At 43.9% G+C, this 21,524-nt stretch carries 20 protein-coding genes and 1 other annotated feature; of the genes, 19 read left to right on the top strand and 1 reads right to left on the bottom strand.

Features of this window, described 5'->3' with window-relative positions:
- The first annotated feature begins 1 nt into the window (after nt 1).
- From ilvC to Q0K03_RS02615, 5 genes are all read left to right on the top strand, one after another.
- The gene (ilvC, locus tag Q0K03_RS02635; RefSeq protein WP_297237429.1) at nt 2-1,018 is read left to right on the top strand and encodes a ketol-acid reductoisomerase; all 1,017 of its coding nucleotides are present in this window, start codon (nt 2-4) and stop codon (nt 1,016-1,018) included.
- 73 nt (nt 1,019-1,091) lie between these two features.
- A complete protein-coding gene (gene ilvD, locus Q0K03_RS02630) occupies nt 1,092-2,753 on the top strand; it encodes a dihydroxy-acid dehydratase (RefSeq protein WP_297237427.1) in 1,662 nt (553 codons plus the stop codon).
- Nucleotides 2,750-3,937, top strand: a complete 1,188-nt coding sequence (locus Q0K03_RS02625) for an ATP-binding protein (protein ID WP_297237425.1) — start codon at nt 2,750-2,752, stop codon at nt 3,935-3,937. Before ilvD ends, Q0K03_RS02625 begins: the two co-directional genes overlap by 4 nt.
- Nucleotides 3,931-5,142: a threonine ammonia-lyase gene (gene ilvA / locus Q0K03_RS02620; RefSeq protein WP_297237423.1), complete on the top strand. Its 1,212-nt coding sequence runs from the start codon at nt 3,931-3,933 to the stop codon at nt 5,140-5,142. The genes Q0K03_RS02625 and ilvA overlap by 7 nt, the downstream gene beginning before the upstream one ends.
- Nucleotides 5,139-5,516, top strand: coding sequence for a RidA family protein (locus tag Q0K03_RS02615; protein ID WP_297237421.1), 378 nt, complete (start codon nt 5,139-5,141; stop codon nt 5,514-5,516). The genes ilvA and Q0K03_RS02615 overlap by 4 nt, the downstream gene beginning before the upstream one ends.
- Nucleotides 5,517-5,546: 30 nt before the next feature.
- Here the strand turns inward: Q0K03_RS02615 and Q0K03_RS02610 are convergent, their stop codons facing one another.
- Complete coding sequence (locus Q0K03_RS02610; RefSeq protein WP_297237420.1) at nt 5,547-5,894, bottom strand: metalloregulator ArsR/SmtB family transcription factor; 348 nt, start codon at nt 5,892-5,894, stop codon at nt 5,547-5,549.
- 80 nt (nt 5,895-5,974) lie between these two features.
- Between Q0K03_RS02610 and Q0K03_RS02605 the strand changes: the two genes are divergently transcribed.
- From Q0K03_RS02605 to Q0K03_RS02540, 14 genes are all read left to right on the top strand, one after another.
- The gene (locus tag Q0K03_RS02605) at nt 5,975-6,205 is read left to right on the top strand and encodes a FeoA family protein (protein ID WP_297237417.1); all 231 of its coding nucleotides are present in this window, start codon (nt 5,975-5,977) and stop codon (nt 6,203-6,205) included.
- Complete coding sequence (feoB, locus tag Q0K03_RS02600; protein WP_297237415.1) at nt 6,190-8,220, top strand: ferrous iron transport protein B; 2,031 nt, start codon at nt 6,190-6,192, stop codon at nt 8,218-8,220. The genes Q0K03_RS02605 and feoB overlap by 16 nt, the downstream gene beginning before the upstream one ends.
- A gap of 275 nt (nt 8,221-8,495) precedes the next feature.
- Nucleotides 8,496-10,244 (top strand): threonine--tRNA ligase, encoded by a 1,749-nt coding sequence (gene thrS, locus Q0K03_RS02595; RefSeq protein ID WP_297237413.1) that lies wholly within the window; start codon nt 8,496-8,498, stop codon nt 10,242-10,244.
- Complete coding sequence (locus Q0K03_RS02590) at nt 10,226-11,140, top strand: hypothetical protein (RefSeq protein WP_297237411.1); 915 nt, start codon at nt 10,226-10,228, stop codon at nt 11,138-11,140. The genes thrS and Q0K03_RS02590 overlap by 19 nt, the downstream gene beginning before the upstream one ends.
- Before the next feature lie 148 nt (nt 11,141-11,288).
- The gene (locus Q0K03_RS02585; protein ID WP_297237409.1) at nt 11,289-11,549 is read left to right on the top strand and encodes a co-chaperone GroES; all 261 of its coding nucleotides are present in this window, start codon (nt 11,289-11,291) and stop codon (nt 11,547-11,549) included.
- A gap of 11 nt (nt 11,550-11,560) precedes the next feature.
- Nucleotides 11,561-13,174, top strand: coding sequence for a chaperonin GroEL (gene groL / locus Q0K03_RS02580; RefSeq protein WP_297237406.1), 1,614 nt, complete (start codon nt 11,561-11,563; stop codon nt 13,172-13,174).
- Between the two features lie 114 nt (nt 13,175-13,288).
- Nucleotides 13,289-13,536, top strand: a binding site (T-box leader).
- 51 nt (nt 13,537-13,587) lie between these two features.
- Nucleotides 13,588-15,261: a 2-isopropylmalate synthase gene (locus Q0K03_RS02575; RefSeq protein ID WP_297237404.1), complete on the top strand. Its 1,674-nt coding sequence runs from the start codon at nt 13,588-13,590 to the stop codon at nt 15,259-15,261.
- 3 nt (nt 15,262-15,264) lie between these two features.
- A complete protein-coding gene (leuC, locus tag Q0K03_RS02570) occupies nt 15,265-16,524 on the top strand; it encodes a 3-isopropylmalate dehydratase large subunit (protein ID WP_297237402.1) in 1,260 nt (419 codons plus the stop codon).
- Nucleotides 16,525-16,527: 3 nt separating this feature from the next.
- Complete coding sequence (gene leuD, locus Q0K03_RS02565; protein ID WP_297237400.1) at nt 16,528-17,013, top strand: 3-isopropylmalate dehydratase small subunit; 486 nt, start codon at nt 16,528-16,530, stop codon at nt 17,011-17,013.
- A 4-nt stretch (nt 17,014-17,017) separates the two neighbouring features.
- Nucleotides 17,018-18,100 (top strand): 3-isopropylmalate dehydrogenase, encoded by a 1,083-nt coding sequence (gene leuB / locus Q0K03_RS02560; RefSeq protein WP_297237398.1) that lies wholly within the window; start codon nt 17,018-17,020, stop codon nt 18,098-18,100.
- 171 nt (nt 18,101-18,271) lie between these two features.
- Nucleotides 18,272-18,853, top strand: coding sequence for an RdgB/HAM1 family non-canonical purine NTP pyrophosphatase (gene rdgB / locus Q0K03_RS02555; RefSeq protein ID WP_297237396.1), 582 nt, complete (start codon nt 18,272-18,274; stop codon nt 18,851-18,853).
- A complete protein-coding gene (locus Q0K03_RS02550; RefSeq protein ID WP_297237394.1) occupies nt 18,850-19,371 on the top strand; it encodes a tRNA (cytidine(34)-2'-O)-methyltransferase in 522 nt (173 codons plus the stop codon). The genes rdgB and Q0K03_RS02550 overlap by 4 nt, the downstream gene beginning before the upstream one ends.
- Nucleotides 19,349-19,912, top strand: coding sequence for a hypothetical protein (locus tag Q0K03_RS02545; protein WP_297237392.1), 564 nt, complete (start codon nt 19,349-19,351; stop codon nt 19,910-19,912). Before Q0K03_RS02550 ends, Q0K03_RS02545 begins: the two co-directional genes overlap by 23 nt.
- 223 nt (nt 19,913-20,135) lie before the next feature.
- Nucleotides 20,136-21,410, top strand: coding sequence for an NlpC/P60 family protein (locus Q0K03_RS02540; RefSeq protein ID WP_297237390.1), 1,275 nt, complete (start codon nt 20,136-20,138; stop codon nt 21,408-21,410).
- Nucleotides 21,411-21,524 lie beyond the last annotated feature (114 nt).

Here is a 21,524-nt window from a genome sequence, read left to right as displayed (position 1 = left end):
AATGTCAAAGATCTATTACCAACAAGATTGTGATATCCAGAAACTGGATGGAAAGAAAGTAGCCATTATCGGTTACGGTTCTCAGGGACATGCGCATGCCTTGAATTTAAAAGATTCAGGTGTGGATGTTGTTGTCGGGCTGTATGAGGGAAGCCGTTCGATTGCTAAGGCCAAACAACAAGGCTTGACCGTCATGAGCGTGGCCGAAGCGACAAAAGTTAGCGATATCATCATGATCTTGATTCCGGATGAAAAACAAAAAGCGGTTTACGAAAAGGAAATCGCACCCAACTTGTCCGCCGGCAAGACATTGGCTTTTGCCCATGGCTTCAACATTCATTTTGGCTGCATCGTTCCGCCAAAGGATGTCAATGTGATCATGATCGCTCCCAAAGGACCTGGACATACGGTGCGCAGTGAATACGAAGATCAAAAAGGTGTTCCTTGTCTGATCGCAGTCCAACAGGATGCCACAGGCGATGCCTGGGATCTTGGTCTGGCGTATGCGGCCGGAATCGGCGGAAGCCGTGCCGGTGTTTTGGAAACCACATTCCGTACGGAAACAGAAACGGACCTCTTTGGTGAACAAGCCGTTCTTTGCGGCGGTGTCTGTGCTTTGATGCAGGCAGGATATGAAACGCTTTGCGAAGCCGGCTACGATCCAAAAAATGCATATTTTGAATGTATCCATGAAATGAAACTGATCGTTGATTTAATCTATCAGTCTGGTTTTGCGGGTATGCGTTATTCCATCAGTAATACAGCGGAATATGGTGATTACATCACGGGACCAAAAATTATTACAGAAGATTCCAAGAAAGCCATGAAGAAAATCTTGAGCGATATTCAGGACGGTACTTTTGCCAAGGATTTCTTATTAGAGATGTCCGATGCCGGCAATCAGGTACACTTTAAAGCTTTGCGTAAAAAAGCTGCCGAACACGATTGTGAAAAAGTGGGCGCTGAAGTACGAGCTCTGTATAGCTGGTCAGATGAAGACAAACTGATCAACAATTAAGTTCACTGAATAGACAATCCTGCGGGATTGTCTTATCTTTTTAAGAATCATAATGCGAAAAAGGAGAAATACTATGTCAAGTAACGCAATGAAAGATGGCTTTGACAAAGCCCCGCAGCGCTCTTTGTTACACGCTTTGGGATTGACACAGGAAGAAATTGACAAACCTCTGGTAGGAATCGTCAGCTCATACAATGAGATCGTTCCCGGACATATGAATCTGGATAAGATTACCGAAGCTGTCAAGATGGGCGTGGCGATGGCCGGAGGGACGCCAATCGTATTTCCGGCTATCGCTGTCTGTGATGGGATTGCCATGGGACATCAGGGAATGAAGTATTCTTTGGTTACCCGGGATCTGATCGCCGATTCCACCGAAGCAATGGCTCTGGCGCATGCATTTGATGCCCTGGTCATGATCCCGAATTGTGATAAAAACGTACCTGGACTTTTGATGGCGGCTGCTCGCATCAATGTCCCTACGATCTTTGTCTCTGGGGGACCGATGCTGGCTGGACATATCGATGGACACAAAACGTCATTGTCCACAATGTTTGAAGCGGTGGGTGCCTATCAGGCGGGAAAGATCTCAAAAGAAAAATTAAAAGAGTATGAATTAAAGACTTGTCCTACCTGCGGATCCTGTTCCGGGATGTATACGGCCAATTCTCATAACTGTCTGACCGAAGTTCTGGGAATGGGATTGCCGGGCAACGGAACGATTCCGGCGGTATACTCAAAGCGCATCGAACTGGCAAAACATGCCGGGATGCAGGTGATGGAGCTTTACAGGAAAAACATTCGTCCTTTGGATATCATGACAGAAAAGGCCTTCCATAATGCCTTGTGCGCTGATATGGCCTTAGGTTGTTCGACCAATTCGATGCTTCATCTTCCGGCCATTGCCAATGAATGCAAAATTACCATCGATTTGGATATCGTTAACGAAATCAGTTCGAAAACACCGAATCTTTGCCATTTGGCGCCTGCCGGTCCAACTTACATTGAGGAGCTGGATGAAGCCGGCGGTGTCTATGCAGTCTTAAATGAATTGAAGAAAAAAGATTTGATCTATACCGATGTAATGACATGTACAGGCAAAACCATGGAAGAAAATTTAAAAGGGCATCCAAATCGCAACACGAATGTGATTCGTCCAATCGATCAGCCGTATTCCCATACGGGTGGCATTGCGGTTCTCAGAGGAAACTTGGCACCGGATGGCTGTGTGGTCAAACAAAGCGCGGTTGCACCGGAAATGCTTGTCCATGAAGGCCCGGCCAAAGTCTATGACAGCGAAGAAGAAGCCATAGCCGGTATCTTCAATAAAGAAGTGGAAGCCGGAGATGTTGTAGTGATTCGTTATGAAGGACCTGCCGGAGGACCGGGAATGCGGGAGATGTTGTCGCCAACCAGTGCCATTGCCGGTATGGGCCTGGATAAAGAAGTCGCTTTGATCACGGACGGACGGTTTTCAGGGGCCACTCGCGGAGCCTGTATCGGACATGTCTCTCCGGAAGCGGTATCCAAGGGCCTGATTGCCTATGTCAAGAATGGAGATACAATTGCCATTGATATCCCGAATCATAAAATTGAACTGAAAGTCGATGAAGCAGAAATTGAAGAACGTAAAAAGACGATGCCAATCAAGGTCAAAAAAGACATTAAAGGCTATTTGAAACGTTATGCCCGTCTGGTCAGCAGTGCAGATAAAGGAGCCATTATCAACAAATGAGTCTAAAAGTATTTTCGGATGTCCTTTCGTTTGTGGTTTTTAAAGACCTTGCCAAAGACAAAGTTATTTTTAATTTCTTTCGTCTTCTTCGAAAGGAAGATATGGAAAGTTATTCGGATTTTGTCAGTTCCCTTTACAAAACAGAAACAGACAACTGGACACAGTATTTATTGAAACAGGCCTTATCACTGGAAAACTGCCTGGTGAAGCTGGCATCGCAGAACAAGCCGATTCCCGAAGCGATGATGCAGGCGGCTCGTTATGAGTTGGAGATTCTCCAGGAACTTTCCGTGATGCAGCCGGATGATTTTAAAATGAAGGGATTCAAGGCAGGGTGGACCATTGAAAACATCGATTTCAAGGACATCTATTTTGAAAGGTTGTCACATATCGAACAGTTTGGATTTGGAGATTATGCCTTGTTTACGACTTTCCGTCTGCAAGGGTTGGAAGAGGGAATTCAGCTTAAGCCTGTAGCGCATCCGGATCCTATCCGGTTTAGCGATTTGATTGGGTATGAATTGCCTCGGCAGCAGCTGATTGCCAATACGGAGATCTTGTTGCAGGGGCACCTTGCCAGCAATGTGCTTCTGTATGGAGATGCCGGGACAGGAAAAAGTGCCACAGTCAAGGCTGTTGCCAATGAGTATGCTTCTCAAGGGTTACGCTTGATTGAACTGGGCAAAAAGGAACTGCATCTGTTGCCAAGACTGTTGGATCAGCTGGCAATGAATCCGCTGAAGTTTATCTTGTTCATTGATGATCTGTCCTTTCAGGATAACGACGATGACTTCAGTGCCTTGAAAGCGGTATTGGAAGGCAGTGTATCCACGCGGTCAAAAAACACCGTGATCTATGCCACCAGCAATCGCCGTCATATCGTCAAAGAAACCTTCCAGGCGCGCATGGGCGACGAGATCCATCGTAACGATACGATGCAGGAAACGATCTCTTTGTCTGAGAGATTTGGTTTAAAGATCTATTTTGAAAAACCGAAAAAAGATCTGTATCTGGAAATTGTATATGGTCTGGCTTCTCAGTATGGACTGCATATGGATAAAGAAACATTAGCCTTAAAGGCCGAGCAGTTTGCCTTACGTAAAGCCGGCCGTTCGGCCCGAGCTGCCAGACAGCTGGTAGAGCAGTTAAGCTCCCTGGAAAAGAAGGAGGAGAGCGCATGTTGACATTAGATAAGATCTATCACGCAAACTACGTTCTTAAGGACGTAGCCCGTAAAACCGATGTTTTATATGCACCTAAGATCAATCCTTTGGCCCATGTTTATTTAAAAACGGAAAATCTTCAGAATACGGGTTCGTTTAAGCTTCGCGGTGCTTATTACAAGATCTCGCAACTGACCGAAGAAGAAAAGAAAAAAGGAGTTGTGGCCTGTTCGGCGGGGAATCATGCCCAGGGTGTTGCCTTTGCGGCAACGCAGAACGGGATCCCGTCTATCATCTGTCTTCCCGATGGAGCACCAATCTCCAAAGTGGAGGCAACCAAGGCATACGGGGCCAAGGTGGAACTGGTGCCCGGCGTCTATGATGACGCCTATAACCGGGCCCTGGAGCTAAAAGACCAGGAAGGCTATACATTCATTCATCCTTTTGATGATGAAGATGTGATTGCCGGTCAGGGAACCATCGGTCTGGAACTGTTGGAACAGATCCCCGATGTGGATGCAGTCGTCGTTCCTGTAGGCGGTGGCGGATTGATCTCCGGTGTCGCTTTTGCGATCAAAAGTTTAAATCCCAATGTTAAGATCTATGGCGTACAGGCACAGGGAGCCGCCAGCATGGTCCAGTCTTTGAAAGAAGAACAGATCATTCAGCTGGAAAGTGTCAATACGATTGCCGACGGCATACAGGTCAAGGAACCGGGTATGCACACTTTTGATCTTTGTCAGAAATACGTTGATGAGATCGTTACCGTCAGTGATGATGAGGTGGCTGGTGCCATCTTATCTTTGATTGAAAACCAGAAACTGATCACAGAAGGAGCGGGAGCCGTTTCCGTGGCTGCAGTGATGTTCAATAAGGTCCCTGTGGCAGGCAAGAAAGTTGCCTGTATCTTGTCAGGAGGCAATATTGATGTAACAATTCTTTCTAAGGTCATTGAGCGAGGCCTTTTGAAATCGGGAAGAAGCGATACCCTTGTGATCTTGTTGGAGGATAAGCCTGGACAGCTCCAGGGAGTATCGACCGTTATTGCTCAGTATGGGGCCAATGTGACCAGCGTGAATTACGAAAAGGCCAGTGAAGGAAGCAATATCACGGACTGTGTATTGCGAATCAATCTGGAAACAAGGAATTTTGAGCATATTCAATCCGTTCACGAAGGTTTGAGGAAAGCGGGATTTAAATTGATTGAACAAGGAGAACAAAAATGAAAACCGTAAATACGAAAAAAGCACCGGATGCGATTGGTCCTTATTCACAGGCAGTCATCCACAACGGACTGGTTTATACCTCAGGACAGATCCCCATCGATCCGCAAACGGGGAATCTGCATGGAACCGATATCGAAACGCAGACGGAACAAGTGATGAACAATTTAAGCCACGTGTTAAAAGCTTGCGGCAGTGATTTGTCGCAAGTGATCAAGACAACGTGTTTTATCCGTGATATGAATGACTTTGCGAAATTTAATGAAGTGTACAGTCGTTATATCACGCAGAAACCAGCACGCAGCTGTGTTGCGGTCAAAGAATTGCCAAAGCAGGCATTGGTAGAAGTTGAAGTGGTGGCCAAAGAAACGGAATAAAAAGAGACAGCGAATAGTTCGCTGCCTCTTTTATTCTAATATGTGTTCCAGGGCCACTTTCAAGACCGAATGAATATGTTCATCGTCAAGGGAATAATAGACGGTTTTTCCTTCTTTGCGACTTTTGACCAATTTATTATTTTTTAAGATCTTGAGCTGATGGCTGACGGCGCTTCGTGTCATATTGGACACATTGGCCAGGTCGCTGGCACAGAATTCACTGGTTTCCAGGGCCATTAAAAGTTTCAGGCGGGTCGCATCGCCCATAACTTTATAAAAATCAGCTAAAGATTCGATGGCTTGTAAATCGGGCATTTCTTTTTGGGCCTTCGCAATCAAATCGGCGTCATTGGTTTCGTATAAGTAAGTTTTTTCCATAGCTGCATTATAGTAGAATCGCTTTTGAATTGTCAAATTCTCCATAATGCATATAATTTAAGAGTAAAGAAGGAAAAGATATGAAATTAAGTCAAGGAAATAAGGAACAAACCTATACGATCAAAGAGCTCGGTGTTCCCAAACAGACCCAGGATCGTCTTCAGTCTTTAGGGATGACACAGGATACATCGATTGAAATTGTGCAGAAAAAACATAACGGAACAATGGTGATCAATCTTAGAGGGACTCGTTTTGCCCTGGGAGATCAGATTACGAAAAATATTGAGGTGGCGCCATGTCAAAAGAAATAACCGTCGGTTTTATCGGAAATCCCAATTGCGGAAAGACAACGCTGTTCAATGCTTATACAGGAGCCAATTTAAAAGTGGCCAACTGGCCCGGGGTTACGGTAGAACGCATGGAAGGCGCGATTCAGGATCACGATATGACCATTCACCTGGTGGATCTTCCGGGCACGTATTCTTTAACGTCGTATACCATGGAAGAACAAGTCTCCCGCCAGTTTATTCTCAGTGACAATGTGGATGTCATCATTGATGTGATCGATGCTTCCAGTTTGGAAAGAAGTCTCTACTTGACACTGCAGCTTCTGGAACTGAACAAACCCATGGTGCTGGCTTTGAATATGATGGACATTGTGACCAAGCGGGGAATGGATATTGACCTGCATCGTCTTTCTGAACTTTTAGGGATCCCGGTGATTCCTGTTACCGCTCGAAAGAAACAGGGCATTCAGGCATTGATGCACGCCGCCTGTCATCAGCAGGAAGGACAGAACACACAGGTCAATCATCGGCCTCAATCGATCCATGGAGAGAGAATCAAACGCTATGCCATGGAATACAGTGAAGATCTGGAACATAAGATTTCTTTGATCCAGGAAGAACTGGTCGAAAACGATCCCCATATTCTCAATCCTCGGTGGGTCGCTATCAAGCTGTTGGAAAATGATGCCGAGATCAAGGACAAGTATCCGCTGGATCTGAGTTCTTTGGTCAATGGGGATGAAGATACAAAGATTATCAATCAGAAATACGATTATATTCAGGAGATGATCCATGAGGTGGTTCTTGGAAAAAGTGCCGGGGATGATCGAACAGATAAGATCGACCGGTTTGTCACCCATCCAATTTTTGGGATCCTCTTCTTTCTTCTGGTCATGTTGGTGGTTTTTGGACTTACGTTCTTGCTGGGGGACCAGCTGAAAGGATATGTGGAAATCTTTGTCGACTGGCTGATTACTTCGTGTACCGGCCTTTTAGAGTATATCCATGTTTCCGACTGGCTGATCGATCTGGTAACCAATGGGATCATCGGCGGTGTTGGGGGAATCATTACTTTCTTGCCAAACATTGCCATCCTCTTTTTAGCCCTTGCTTTTTTGGAAGACAGCGGATACATGGCCCGCGTTGCCTATGTGATGAACGATATCATGGGAAAACTGGGATTGTCTGGAAGGGCGTTTATTCCGATGGTATTAGGATTTGGCTGTACCGTTCCTGCTTTGATGGCAAGCCGGGCCCTGGAATCGAAAAAAGACCGCCATCGTGTCATGTTGATCACACCGTTCTTTTCGTGCAGTGCCAAGCTTCCGGTATATATTTTGTTTAGCGGGATGTTCTTTGGAAACTATGCAACCTTGGCCGCCTACAGCATGTATGTGATCGGTATTGTGGTGGCTCTTGCCGTGGCTTATATTCTTCATAAAGCGGATCATAAAAAAACAGAGAATCCTTTGTTGATCGAGCTTCCGGTATATAAGATGCCTAGTGCCTACACGGTATTTATCTATGTGTGGGACAAAGTCAAAGATTTTCTGGAAAAGGCGGGGACAACGATCTTTATTGCTTCGATCGCAGTGTGGGTCTTGATGCATTTTGGCTCTATGGGCTATACGCAGGACATTTCTTCCAGCTTTGCAGCCGGCATTGGAAACCTGCTTGTTCCTTTGATGGCCCCGGCCGGTTTAGGATACTGGCAGATCTGTGTAGCCCTTCTGGCCGGCTTGAGTGCCAAGGAAGTGGTCGTATCCTCAACGGCGGTATTGTTTGGAATTGCCAACATCAATGGTCTTAGCGGTATGAGCGCTTTGGCTACGCAGCTGTCCTCATTAGGCTTTGGCAGTTTAAATGCCTATTGTCTGATGTTGTTTTGTTTGCTGTATGTACCATGTGTTGCCAGCCTGGGAACAATCAAAAAGGAAAGCGGATCGATCAAATATATGTTTGAAACGATGATTTTCCAGGTTGCGATTGCCTGGCTGGTCAGTTTTGCGGTCTATCAGATCGGACTTTTGGTCTTATAAATTGACTTCTGGTATTTTTCATTCTATAATCATGTCAACAATGATGATAAGGATATGGATCCCTGCTTTTTGATAGAGAGAGGAAAGCGGCTGGTGGAAGCTTTCTGAGAGAACCTGGATCTACTCCCTTTGAATTGCCCTTGAAAAAGTGAGCCGTACTCTTGCGTTAAAAGAAAATGAGGTGCACATAGAAATATGTGAACAAAGGTGGTACCGCGTGCGACAGACGTCCTTTGAGATGACTGTCGCTTTTTATATGGAAAAGGAGAATATGTATGGAATTAGTGAATGTACTGGAAGATGAATATCTTTCCAAATTGAATCACTCCTGTGCTCATATGATGGCGCAGGCTGTGAAACGTTTGTACCCGCAGGCTAAGTTTTGGGTAGGTCCTGTGATCCAGGATGGTTTTTACTACGATATGGATCTGGGAGATGTCAGTTTGAATGATGAGGATCTGGAAAAAATCGCCAAAGAGATGAAGAAGATCGCCAAAGATGGAAAACGAATCGTGCGCAAGGAAATCTCTAAAGCCGAAGCGGTAGAAATGTTCCAGGACGATCCTTATAAGGAAGATTTGATCTCAAATCTGGAAGATGGAACGATCACCATCTATTCGCAGGGAGATTTTACCGATCTTTGCCGCGGACCGCATGTCGATACGGTAAAAGAATGTAAGAACTTCAAGCTGTTGAAACATTCCGGAGCTTACTGGAAAGGCGATGCCAACAATAAACAGCTGCAGCGTGTGTATGGAATCTGTTTTCCTACAAAAGAAGAACTGGAAGCGCATTTGGAAGCTTTGGAAGAAGCCAAAAAGCGTGATCATAAAAAACTGGGAAAAGAAATGGGATTGTTCATGGTTTCGGAATACGCGCCGGGAATGCCGATCTTTTTACCGAATGGAATGATCTTAAGAAACATTCTTGAACAGTTCTGGTACGAAGAACATACAAAGGAAAACTATAAGTTTATCAAGACACCGATCATCATGTCCCGCGAATTATGGGAAACTTCCGGGCACTGGGATCATTATAAAGACAATATGTATACGACGATGGTTGATGATCGTGAATTTGCGATCAAACCAATGAACTGTCCGGGAGCCTTGCTGGTATACAATAACGATCTGCATTCCTATAAAGATCTTCCGCTTCGTGTGGGAGAATTGGGACAGGTGCACCGTCATGAAGCCAGTGGGGCCTTGAATGGATTGTTTAGGGTAAGAACGTTTACGCAAGATGATGCCCATATCTTTGTTATGCCAAGTCAGATCGAAGAGGAAGTTAAGAATGTATTGATGCTGATCGATCGTTTATACAGCGTCTTTGGACTTTCTTATGATATTGAACTTTCGACTCGTCCGGAAAAAGATTATATCGGAAGCGAAGAGATCTGGGATCAAAGTGAAAAGGCGCTAGCCAATGCATGTCACTATGCCGGTAAAGAATTTAAGGTCAATCCTGGAGATGGTGCTTTCTATGGACCAAAACTGGATATTCACATCAAGGACAGCTTAGGCCGTGTATGGCAATGCGGTACGGTTCAGCTGGATATGAACTTACCGAGCCGATTCAACTGCACTTATGTGGATCATGAAGGAAAAAAACAGACGCCGATCATGCTGCATCGTGTTGTTTACGGATCCATTGAACGTTTCATCGGTATCTTGATCGAGCACTTTGCCGGACATTTCCCGTTGTGGTTAGCTCCAGAACAGATCGTTGTGATTCCTGTGCATCAGGAAAAACACCTGGAATATGCAAAGAAAGTAACGGAAAGCTTAAAAGAAAAAGGAATGCGCGTTCAGTTGGATGACCGCAATGAAAAACTGGGATACCGTGTGCGTGAAGCGCAGATGAAAAAAGTTCCATATCAAATCGTTGTAGGTGACGGAGAAATGGAAAACGAAACGGTTACGATTCGAAAGAGCGGATCCAAAGAATCCAATACGATGGCATTGAATGAAGCAATCGAAAAATTTGTAAAGGAGGTGCAAGACAAATGTTTGTTCAACAAGTAAAAAAAGGGATCTCTTTGATGGCATGTTCCTTTTTGGCATTGGGACTTGCCGCTTGTTCCAATACAGATACTTCCAATGAACCGATTTCGATTCTTTGTCCTACCGGAGCGCCGGCCTTGAGTTTGTTAGGAACCTGGGATTTGGAAAATGTATCGGTAGAGTATGTGGATGGAAGCGATATCCTGACTTCCGAATTAGCCAAGGAAGATGGAGAATATGATATTATTGTGGCTCCAACCAATGTGGGAGCCAAGGTCTATGGCGAAAGTGAAAGCTATAACCTGGAAGCCGTCCTGACATGGGGAAACCTTTATTTGGTTGGACAGGAAGGAACAGATCTTTCGACAGCTTCTATTGCTGCCTTTGGACAAAATGCCGTTCCAGGTCTTGTGTTCAATCAGGTGGAAGATCCGTCTTTAAATGTAACGTGGTATTCTTCGGTCCAGGAAGCCCAGCAAGCCCTTCTTACCAATCAGCAGCAGGTGGCTTTACTGGCCCAGCCTGTAGCGGCCGCTACGATTGCCAAGGCAAAAGAAAACGGAAAAGAACTGACAGTTTTACAGGATCTTCAAAAATTATGGCAGGAAAAAACGAATAGTGAAGATGCCGGCTATCCACAAGCTTCTTTGTTTGTAAAAAGTGGAGAAGAAGAAAAGGTAGAAGCGGTTCTGGATGCCGTGGAAGAATATGTCGAAGAAGCCGATGAAAAAACTTTGACTTCAACCATTGATGACATCGGAGCTGAGGTATTGGGCGTACCGAATACGCAGATTGCCGTCAAAACCTGGAATGCGCAGAACATCCGCTATGTGCAGGGAAACGATGCTAAAGAGGATATTGAAGACTTCTTGGCTGTCTTCCATATGGAACTTCCGGATGGTCTTATCGTTGAATAATTGAACTTGAGCTCTTTGAACATTTGTTCAGAGGGCTTTTTTTGTAAGAGCTTAAAAAATTCTTTAGCAAACCTATTGCACAAGTGCTAAAAGTGAGTATAATATACTTAGCACATGATTAAAGGGAGTGCTAAAAGGAGGAATAAGCATGTTGAAACCTTTACATGACTATGTATTACTGGAAAAAGAAAAAGTAGAAAAAACAACAAGTTCTGGAATCATTTTGACCAGCGGAAAAGAAAAGTCAAAGCTGGCGGTTGTCAAAGCCATTGGTTCGGACGTTGAAAAACCTGAATATAAAGTAGGGGATCGGGTATTGTATCGTGAATATGCCGGTACGAGTATGAAAGTCGATGACGAAGAATTTATTGTGATCAAAGATGAAGACATCATCGCTTGTGAAGGATAGGAGGAAGAATCATGGCTAAAGAAGTACGTTTTTCTAAAGATGCCCGTGAGGCAATGTTGAAAGGTGTCAATACATTGGCGGATGCAGTTCGTGTTACTTTGGGACCTAAAGGACGCAATGTCGTGTTGGAAAAGGAATACGGTTCACCGCTGATCACCAATGATGGTGTAAGTATTGCCAAAGAAATCGAACTGGAAGATAAATTTGAAAATATGGGGGCCAAACTGGTTTATGAGGTTGCCAATAAGACCAACGATACAGCCGGTGATGGAACTACAACAGCGACGATCCTGGCTCAGAGCATGATCGAGAATGGTTTGAAACAGGTCGATCGCGGAGCCAATCCGGTTTTGATGCGAGAAGGAATTGAAAAAGCATCCAAAGAGATCGCAAATTACATTTTGGATAACGCAAAGAAAGTGGAAAGTTCTCATGATATTCAAAATGTTGCCTCGATTTCTTCAGGAAGCGAAGAAATTGGAAAATTGATTGCGGCAGCTATGGATAAGGTAGGCCGTGATGGTGTGATCTCTACGGATGAATCCAATGGATTTGAAGATGAACTGGAAATCAGTGAAGGAATGCAGTATGACAAAGGATATGTATCTCCATATATGGTTTCTGACCGTGAGAAAATGGAATGCACGATGGAAAATCCTTATGTCATGGTCACGGATCAAAAAATCACGAACATCCAGGAAATCCTTCCGGTATTGGAACAAATCGTTCAAAGCAACCGCGCTTTACTGATCATTGCGGACGATTATGAAAATGAAGTGACTTCAACACTGGCACTGAACAAATTGCGTGGAACGTTCAATGTCGTTGCGACCAAAGCCCCTGGATTTGGTGACAACCAGAAAGAAATGCTTCAGGATATCGCGACTTTGACAGGCGCTACATTCTATTCAAAAGATTTGCAGATGGAATTAAAAGAACTGCAGTTATCGGATCTGGGTACAGTTAAGAAACTGGTTGTCACAAAAGACAACACAACGATGATCGGCGGAGCCGGTACGAAAGAAGCGGTAGAGGCCCGTGTTCATGAAATCGAAGCCCAGATTGAAAATACAAAGAGCGATTATGATAAAAAACGTTTACAGGAACGTTTAGGTAAACTGTCCAACGGGGTTGCCGTGATCAAGGTGGGAGCTTTGACCGAAAGTGAATTAAAGGAAAAGAAACTTCGTATTGAAGATGCTTTGAATTCTACGCGTGCCGCTGTTGAAGAAGGTATCGTTGTTGGTGGTGGAGCCGCCCTGGTTTCTGCTTATTCCGCTTTAAAAGATAAAGTAAAGAGTGATGTAGTGGATGTACAAAAAGGAATCAAGATCGTATTCGATGCTTTGTTGACGCCGGTTGCCCAAATCGCAGAAAATGCCGGATATAATGCGGAAGATATTGTCAGCGAACAATTGAATGCCAGCGGCAATACCGGATTTGATGCCAAGAATGGAGAATGGGTCGACATGATCGAAGCCGGTATCATCGATCCATGTAAGGTCACTCGTAATGCCTTGTTGAATGCGGCCAGCATTTCCGCTTTGTTTATTACGACAGAAGCGGGTGTTGCCAAGATTCCGGAACCGGAAAAAGAAATGCCAATGCCGCAGGGAATGTATTAATAGTGAAATGAGCTGCTCGTGGAGCAGCTTTTTTTGAAAATTTTCAAAGAATCATGAAAAATTTTCATTTTATCATTGAAATCTTTTTTTACTCTTGGTATACTTCAACTAAATTCAAAAGCATGGACAGGGAGCTGTAAATTCATCCTTTTTTATAGAGAGCAGTCCTTTGGTGGAAGACTGTAAAAAGCGTTTTTACATACTCACCCTGGAGCTTCTTTACTGAATTCAGTAAGTAAAGACGGATTCCTCACCGTTATCAAGAGAAAGCGATTCGCTGCTGCCGATCGCAATGAGTGGCCATACAGGCAAAGAGAGTGGTACCGCGGGTAAACTATAGAAACATAGTCCTCGTCTCTCAAGGAAAAGTCCTTGGAGATGAGGACTTTTTATATAAAAAGGAGAAGAAAATTATGATGGATGCGACAAAATACTCACCAGGCTACTATCCGCCAAAAGAAAATGAGTACCGTTGGGTAAAGAAGGATCATATTGAATCCGCTCCAAGCTGGTGTTCTGTGGATCTTCGTGATGGAAACCAGGCGCTGATCGTTCCCATGTCACTGGAAGAGAAACTGGAATTCTATCAGCTTTTACTGGATGTAGGATTTAAAGAGATCGAGGTTGGCTTTCCGGCGGCCTCTTCGACCGAATATCAGTTTTTAAGAACGATCATTGAAAGAAACATGATTCCAGAAGATGTAACGGTCCAGGTGCTGACGCAATGCCGGGATCATATCATTCGAAAAACGTTTGAAGCGGTTCAGGGAGCGCCTCGGGCCGTGATCCACTTTTACAATTCAACAAGCGTAGCCCAACGAGAACAAGTCTTTAAAAAATCCAAAGAAGAGATCAAGGAAATTGCCGTAAGCGGAGCAAAACTGGTCAAGAAGCTTTCTGAAGAATATGAAGGAAATTTCTTATTTGAATACTCTCCGGAGTCTTTTACCGGAACGGAACCCGATTATGCATTGGAAGTGTGCAATGCCGTTTTGGATGTCATGCAGCCCACAGTAGACAGACCGATGATCATCAACTTGCCGGTCACCGTTGAAATGAGTATGCCGCATGTGTATGCCAACCAGATCGAGTATTGTTCCGACCGGCTGAAATACAGAGACGCGGTGATCTTGTCCACCCATCCTCATAATGACAGAGGCACCGGGGTAGCCTGTACAGAACTGGCATTGCTGGCAGGGGCACAGCGCGTCGAATGTTGTTTGTTTGGAAATGGAGAACGTACCGGGAACGTAGATGCGATCACGGTAGCCATGAATATGTATTCGCACGGAGTGGATCCTAAACTGGACTTCTCCAACATGCCTCACATTTGTGAAGTTTATGAACGTGTGACCCGGATGCAGGTCAGTCCCCGTCAGCCGTATGCGGGAAGCCTTGTGTTTGCGGCTTTTTCAGGATCGCATCAGGATGCCATTGCCAAGGGAATGCACTATCGGGAAGAACATCACCAGCATCAATGGAATTGTCCGTATTTGCCAATCGATCCGCATGATGTAGGAAGAACGTATGACGCCGATGTGATTCGAGTCAATTCGCAAAGCGGAAAAGGCGGCATTGGTTATATTTTGGAAGAATCACATGGATACCAGTTACCGCCTAAGATGCGTGAACATTTTGGATACACGGTCAAAGAAGTGAGCGACAGAGATCATAAAGAATTAAAACCGGAAGAAATCTATGACGTCTTTGTTCAGACCTATAAGAATAAGATCTCGCCCCTCAATGTATTGGAAGCCCATTATGTTCAACAGAAGGGAAACAACATTACGGCCATGGTAACGATTGAAAAAGATGGAGAGGTCTTTGATTCGACAGCCAGGGGAAACGGACGTCTGGATTCTGTCAGCAATGCCATTAAATTATTGACGGGTTACAGCTATGTTCTGGAAACGTATACGGAACATTCTTTGGAAGATATGGGAAGTGGTTCCCAGGCCGTCAGTTATATTGGCCTGAAATGGAAAAATGATCAGATGAGCTGGGGTGCCGGCCAGGACACCGATATTATCCGATCGGGTATCAAGGCTCTTGTCTCGGCAATCAATAATAAACCCAAGGAGGATTAGACTATGGCAATGACGATGACACAAAAGATTCTGGCGGCCCATGCCGGTTTAGAGGAAGTAAAGGCCGGACAGCTGATCATGGCTGACTTGGATGGCGTGTTAGGAAACGATATCACGACACCGGTGGCAATCCAGGAATTTGAGAAAGCGAATTTTGATACCGTCTTTGATAAAGAAAAAATCGACATCGTACTGGATCATTTTGTACCCAATAAAGATATCAAAGCGGCCAAACAATCAAAAGCGTGCCGTGAATTCTGTCAGAAACATCAAATAAAAAATTTCTTCGATGTGGGAAAGATGGGCATTGAACATGCACTGCTCCCAGAACAGGGGATTGTTACCGCCGGCGATTGTATTATCGGAGCCGATTCCCATACATGTACTTACGGAGCCCTGGGCGCTTTCAGTACGGGAGTGGGATCCACCGATATGGCAGCCGGAATGGCCACAGGAAAGGCATGGTTCAAAGTACCTGAAGCCATCAAGGTCGTATTGAAAGGATCTTTACCTCACCGTGTTTCCGGAAAAGATGTGATTTTGCATCTGATTGGAATGATCGGTGTGGATGGTGCCTTGTACCGTTCTTTGGAATTTACTGGAGAAGGCGTTTTGTCTTTGAGTATGGACGATCGACTCTGTATATGTAATATGGCCATTGAGGCGGGTGCCAAAAATGGGATCTTTCCCGTGGATGATGTGACTCTGGAATATCTGGATGGCCGCTCGCAAAGAAACTGGAAGGTATATGAAGCGGATGAAGATGCTTACTATATTAAGACGATTGAAATTGATCTATCCAGCCTGGAGCCTACCGTGGCATATCCACATTTGCCGGAGAATACCCATCTTGCCAAAGAAGGCGAAGCAATTGAGATCGATCAGGTTGTTATCGGCTCCTGTACCAATGGACGGCTGGAAGATATGGAAGCGGCTTATGAGATCTTAAATGGGCATCTGGTCAAAGAAGGGGTTCGTGTCATCATCATCCCGGCCACGATGCAAATCTATAAAGAATGTATTCGCCGCGGTTATACAGAAGCCTTTATTGATGCCGGCTGTGTCGTTTCAACCCCAACCTGTGGGCCTTGTTTAGGCGGTTATATGGGAATTTTGGCCGATCATGAACGCTGTATCTCGACAACGAACCGTAATTTTGTCGGCCGTATGGGGGATACGACCAGCGAAGTTTATCTGGCCAGCCCATATACAGCGGCGGCCAGTGCATTAACGGGTCATATTACCGACCCTAGAAAGGTTTGATCTATGGAAAACGCAAAAGGAAGAGTGTTTAAGTATCAGGACAATGTAGATACCGATGTTATTATTCCAGCTCGTTATTTGAATACTCCCGACGCCAATGAACTGGCAAAACACTGTATGGAAGATATTGACAGTACTTTTGTTTCAAAGGTAAATCCAGGTGATATTATCGTGGCTGGATGGAACTTTGGCTGCGGGTCCAGCCGGGAACACGCCCCTTTGGCCATCAAGACTTGCAAGGTCAGTGTGGTGATCGCTAAAAGTTTTGCCCGGATCTTTTATCGCAATTCGATCAATATCGGAATGCCGATCCTGGAATGTGAAGAAGCAGCCGAAAACATTCAGCCTGGCGATGAAGTGGAAGTGGATTTTAATACCGGTCTGATCACGGATAAAACTTTGAATCAGTCCTGGCAGGCAGAACCGTTTCCCGAGTTTATCCAAAATATTATCGATAAAGGCGGCCTCATGGCCAGCTTAAAGGGGTAGTTGTATGGAAAAGAAAATTGGAGTGATTCAAGGAGATGCCTCTTCGCCGGAGATCGTGGCTCAGGCTTTGCGAGTTTTGCATGTGATTGAAGAAAAGTTTGATCATCATTTTACTTATGAAAATATCGATATGGGCGGTGCAGCCATTGATAAATATGGAGAGCCTTTGCCAGACCATGAACTAAAAAAGTGCCTGGCTTGTGATTCGGTCTTGTTGGGGGCTATCGGAGGTCCAAAATGGGAAGGTTTGCCAGGAGAATTGCGCCCTGAAAAAGGTTTGTTGAAGCTTCGTTCCGGGATGGGTCTATATGCCAACAATCGTCCGGCCACATTATGGCCGCAGCTTTCCGATGCTTCACCGTTAAAAGATTCCATCGTAAAAAACGGAATTGATTTTGTCGTGGTTCGTGAATTGATTGGCGGGGTATATTTTGGTGAACACAAAACGTATGTCGAAGACGGTGAAAGAAAAGCGTTGGATACCATGCCTTACAGCGAACATGAAATCGAAAGAATTGGACGTATCGGTTTTGAGATGGCCAGAAAACGAAAAAAGAAGTTATGTTTGGTCGATAAAGCCAATGTATTGGATACCTCTCGTTTATGGAGAGCTGTGATGCAGACATTGAAAAACGAATACCCGGATGTAGAATATTCACAAATGTTTGTGGATAACTGTGCTATGCAGATCTGTAAGGATCCCAGTCAGTTTGATGTTATCGTTACTGAGAATATGTTTGGCGATATCTTAAGTGATGAAGCCAGTATGATCACCGGTTCAATTGGAATGATTCCAAGCAGTTCTCTGGGAGAAGGAACAAGAGGACTTTATGAACCGATTCACGGTTCGGCTCCCGATATCGCCGGACAAGATAAGATCAATCCCATTGCCTGTATTTTAAGTGCGGCTATGATGCTTCGATACAGTTTTGATATGGAACAAGAGGCAGAGGCAATTGAAAGAGCGGTCAATACAGTGTTGGATCAAGGCTATCGTACGGCCGATATCTTTAGTGAAGGGTGCGTGGAGATTGGCTGTTCAGAGATGGGATCGCGAATCTGTGAAGCAATTCAAACATCCAAGTGATATTTTATTTTTAATACAAAGTCAGAATACAAGTGAATTTAAGTGTTCTGACTTTTTTTGTGTCGAATACAACTTTAAACATTCTATATATATGAAAAAGACATTCTGTTTAGAAGGGTATCGAATTGATTTGCGTTCTTTTTTCTTTTATAATTGCCTTTGGTGATGAAAATGAAAACGATATGGATCGCAACTTCAAATATGCATAAGGTGGAAGAATTTCAAACGATGTTAAAAGATGTGGCAAAGATCAAGTGTTTAAAAGATCTGGATCGTCCTGTACAGATCATCGAAGATGGCAAAACGTTTGAGGAAAACGCCTTGATCAAAGCACGCTCTTTATATAACGTGCTCCATGAACCGGTCATCAGTGATGACAGCGGCTTGGAAGTGGATGCGATGGATGGAGCTCCAGGTGTGTACTCAGCCCGTTTCATGGGTGAAGATACAAGCTATGTGATCAAGAATCAGGCCATCATGGATGCCGTCAAAGGCAAAACCAAAGCGGCTCGCTATGTCTGCGTGATCGCCTATATCGATTCCGATGGAAAGGAAAAAACATACCGGGGAACCATTGAGGGAGAAATTTATCATGAAGCCGTTGGGGAGCACGGATTTGGATACGATCCGATCTTCTACTATCCTCCTTTTGGAACCACGCTGGCCAATGTAAGCGAAGAAATGAAGAACAGTGTTTCTCATCGTGGCAAGGCTCTGGAATTGTTCTTAAAAGATATGGAGGAAAATGTATGATCCATGTTGTATTGTATGAACCGGAAATCCCGCAGAATACAGGGAACATCATTCGTACCTGTATGGCCACAGGGTCCATGCTGCATCTGATCGAACCTCTGGGCTTTTCCCTGGATGAAAAACATCTTCGCCGCAGCGGGATGGATTATATAAAGGATGCGGATATTCATATTCATAAAAACTGGCAGGAATTTATTCAGAAGTATCCCAGTGAACATTATTATTTTATGACGCGTTATGGTCATAAAGCTCCCAGCGAGTTTGATTTCACAAAAGAAAAAGGGGACATTTTCCTAGTTTTGGGAAAAGAAAGTACTGGTGTCGATAAAAAGATCTTAAAAGATCATCTTTCAACGTGTATGCGTCTTCCCATGGTTGCCAATGCCCGAAGTTTGAACCTTAGCAACTGTACGGCAATTGTTGTATATGAAGTATTGAGACAATTAGGGTATCCTGGATTGAGCACGGATGAAAAACTAAAAGGAGAGGATTATCTTGAAACTCTATTCCTGGATTGATCGTCTTTTTGATACAAAGGAAAAAAGAAGAAGCTGTCTGCAGGGAATCGTTGCACTTTTTTGGCTGTGGCAATATCTCTGGCAGCTTCTTTTCTTTTTCTCTTTGTTTCAGGTCGTGGATTATGACACATTGTTTGAATTTATGACTGGGATGGATCATTATACATCGTCCATCTTTGTGAATATGGCTTATCGTTTTATATCGATTTCCACTGTATCTTTTGTATCGATCCTTCACAGCGTTTTAAATTCTATCGATTTCATGACGATATTGTTTTTGGCTTTAACTCTGCTGTGGACATTGCAGACAAAGAAAAAACCGCTGATTTGGTTTTGTACTTTGAATCTTCTGCTGATCTTTGTCGTATTTGTTAGCTTGATCATAGCTATGAAGAGCACTTCGTTACAGATGGTTATCCAAATTCTTCACATAATGGCGGGTTTTTGTCTTGGGGTAACCATCGTTCTATTTATGTGGTTGTTAGTAAAATTTGTACATTCAATGATTAAAAGAGCGATAAAATCAGGGAAAACCGCATAAAATGTACACAATACATGAACATATGTATTTATTTGACTTTTTTTTAAAATTTTTTAAAAAATCACATAATATCCCATAATATTCAAATTGACCCTTTAAATAAAGCTTAATTTTATTTTATTGTCAAAAATCATTCCAAAATCAAAAAGAGAAATTGCCTGATTTTTTTTGCGATAAAAAGTGAGTATGTTATCCTAAGGTTGTTGTATGAGAGGTGACAGTAATGAATTTTATCGAGAAACACAGCAAAATCTTGGCCGTTGCTCTCTGTGCTTGTGCATGTGGTCCGGTGCTTTCTACGGTATATGCCTATGAAACTCAACCAGGATGGCATGGGGAAGGAAAAAATCGAAGCTATGTTTTAGAGTCGACACGTCAAGAGGCTACAGGATTAACTGAAATCAACGATGAATTGTACTACTTTGACCAAGACGGAAATCTTCAGTTTGGTTGGCAGAACGTTGGTAACGATGTTTACTACTTTACCGCTGAAGGAACCGCTGCAACTGGAAAAACATCTCTGCAAGGTACGACCTACAATTTCCAGAAGGACGGAGTTCTTCTTCAGGGTTGGCAGGATGATGGAACTTACTACAATGAAAAAGGTGAGCAAGTTCTTACTTCCTGGTTGGAAATTGATGGATCAAAGTACTACTTTGATGCAGAGGGACATTCAGTATTAGGATGGCAGGAGATTGACGGCAAGAAGTATTACTTCAATGAAGACGGGTCTTTGGCCACAGGAAAAATTACGGTAGATGGTGAAACTTATCATTTATCCGACACTGGTGAATTGAAGACAGGATGGGTCAAAGAAGGAGACACATCTTACTACTTCAGTAAAACTGGTGAACAAGTCAAAGGAAAATCAGCCGACATCGAAGGAAAGAAATATTTCTTTGATGAAAATGGTGCATTATTAAAAGACACTACAAAAGATGGTTATACGATCGGAAGCGATGGCGTAGCGACTGTAATTGAACAGAAGCCTGCTGAGCCAGAACCACAGCCAGAAACTTCTAAGCCACAGACAAACACTGGATCCAATTCAGAAAGTCAGTCTGCACCATCTACAGGAAATTCAAACACTTCCAATTCTGGATCTACAAACACAGGATCTACGAATACGGGCAATTCGAATTCCGGCAATTCATCAACACAGCAGCCATCCGCTCCTTCTGTAGGAGGATCGGTAAGCTCCAGTGCAATCGCCAGTGCTGCCTTAGCTCAGGTTGGGGTTAACCAGGACTGTACGATGTTAGTAACAAACTCACTGAAAGCGGTAGGAATCAATTTCCACGGATGGCCAAGTGAATATGCAGCTTTAGGAAGCTGGACAAGCAATCCGGTCCCAGGAGATATCATTATCTACAGCGGACACGTTGCGATCTACATTGGTAACGGCCAGGCCGTACACGGTGGATGGAATGGATACACAACAGTTGTATTCTCTGTCAACTGTAACAATGCATTGATTGGTTATATCCACGTAGGATAGTCAACTTGAAGGACGAAAGTCCTTCTTTTTTTTTGTTCTTTTACTAATTTATGATAGAATACTTTTCATGAGAATCCTAGAAACCACTAAATTTATCGACAATTCCATTTCCAT

Origin of the sequence: uncultured Faecalicoccus sp. (assembly GCF_944327125.1) — a bacterium.
In the GTDB taxonomy this organism is placed as follows: Bacteria; Bacillota_I; Bacilli_A; order Erysipelotrichales; family Erysipelotrichaceae; genus Faecalicoccus.
The sequence above is the reverse complement of the archived record's forward strand: the minus strand, read 5'-3'. Positions and strand labels throughout refer to the sequence as shown.

Coding starts and splice junctions, on each gene's coding strand:
- leuD (WP_297237400.1), top strand. CDS start 16,528: ATGGAAAACGCAAAAGGAAGAGTGTTTAAGTATCAGGACAATGTAGAT.
- ilvA (WP_297237423.1), top strand. CDS start 3,931: ATGTTGACATTAGATAAGATCTATCACGCAAACTACGTTCTTAAGGAC.
- feoB (WP_297237415.1), top strand. CDS start 6,190: ATGTCAAAAGAAATAACCGTCGGTTTTATCGGAAATCCCAATTGCGGA.
- ilvD (WP_297237427.1), top strand. CDS start 1,092: ATGTCAAGTAACGCAATGAAAGATGGCTTTGACAAAGCCCCGCAGCGC.
- Q0K03_RS02605 (WP_297237417.1), top strand. CDS start 5,975: ATGAAATTAAGTCAAGGAAATAAGGAACAAACCTATACGATCAAAGAG.
- leuC (WP_297237402.1), top strand. CDS start 15,265: ATGGCAATGACGATGACACAAAAGATTCTGGCGGCCCATGCCGGTTTA.
- leuB (WP_297237398.1), top strand. CDS start 17,018: ATGGAAAAGAAAATTGGAGTGATTCAAGGAGATGCCTCTTCGCCGGAG.
- Q0K03_RS02615 (WP_297237421.1), top strand. CDS start 5,139: ATGAAAACCGTAAATACGAAAAAAGCACCGGATGCGATTGGTCCTTAT.
- ilvC (WP_297237429.1), top strand. CDS start 2: ATGTCAAAGATCTATTACCAACAAGATTGTGATATCCAGAAACTGGAT.
- thrS (WP_297237413.1), top strand. CDS start 8,496: ATGGAATTAGTGAATGTACTGGAAGATGAATATCTTTCCAAATTGAAT.
- Q0K03_RS02610 (WP_297237420.1), bottom strand. CDS start 5,894: ATGGAAAAAACTTACTTATACGAAACCAATGACGCCGATTTGATTGCG.
- Q0K03_RS02540 (WP_297237390.1), top strand. CDS start 20,136: ATGAATTTTATCGAGAAACACAGCAAAATCTTGGCCGTTGCTCTCTGT.
- Q0K03_RS02590 (WP_297237411.1), top strand. CDS start 10,226: ATGTTTGTTCAACAAGTAAAAAAAGGGATCTCTTTGATGGCATGTTCC.
- rdgB (WP_297237396.1), top strand. CDS start 18,272: ATGAAAACGATATGGATCGCAACTTCAAATATGCATAAGGTGGAAGAA.
- Q0K03_RS02585 (WP_297237409.1), top strand. CDS start 11,289: ATGTTGAAACCTTTACATGACTATGTATTACTGGAAAAAGAAAAAGTA.
- groL (WP_297237406.1), top strand. CDS start 11,561: ATGGCTAAAGAAGTACGTTTTTCTAAAGATGCCCGTGAGGCAATGTTG.
- Q0K03_RS02625 (WP_297237425.1), top strand. CDS start 2,750: ATGAGTCTAAAAGTATTTTCGGATGTCCTTTCGTTTGTGGTTTTTAAA.
- Q0K03_RS02550 (WP_297237394.1), top strand. CDS start 18,850: ATGATCCATGTTGTATTGTATGAACCGGAAATCCCGCAGAATACAGGG.
- Q0K03_RS02575 (WP_297237404.1), top strand. CDS start 13,588: ATGATGGATGCGACAAAATACTCACCAGGCTACTATCCGCCAAAAGAA.